Source organism: Methylocystis suflitae, assembly GCF_024448135.1.
GTDB classification, from domain to species: Bacteria; Pseudomonadota; Alphaproteobacteria; order Rhizobiales; family Beijerinckiaceae; genus Methylocystis; species Methylocystis suflitae.
Genome location: NZ_JAMRYX010000056.1, coordinates 1 through 390 on the forward strand (window position 1 = coordinate 1; position 390 = coordinate 390).

1 rRNA gene is annotated in these 390 nt (G+C 53.3%); it reads right to left on the reverse strand.

Features of this window, described 5'->3' with window-relative positions:
- Positions 1-390: ribosomal RNA gene (locus NEI07_RS04555) — 16S ribosomal RNA — on the reverse strand; the annotation flags it as partial.

Sequence of the window (390 nt, forward strand, 5' to 3'; positions counted from 1 at the left end):
CATTCTGATCCACGATTACTAGCGATTCCGACTTCATGGAGTCGAGTTGCAGACTCCAATCCGGACTACGACGCACTTTATGAGGTCCGCTTGCTCTCGCGAGGTCGCTTCTCTTTGTATGCGCCATTGTAGCACGTGTGTAGCCCTGGTCGTAAGGGCCATGATGACTTGACGTCATCCCCACCTTCCTCCAGTTTATCACTGGCAGTCTCCTTTGAGTTCCCGGCCGGACCGCTGGCAACAAAGGATAAGGGTTGCGCTCGTTGCGGGACTTAACCCAACATTTCACAACACGAGCTGACGACAGCCATGCAGCACCTGTCTCACGGTTCCCGAAGGCACATTCTCATCTCTGAAAACTTCCGTGGATGTCAAGACCAGGTAAGGTTC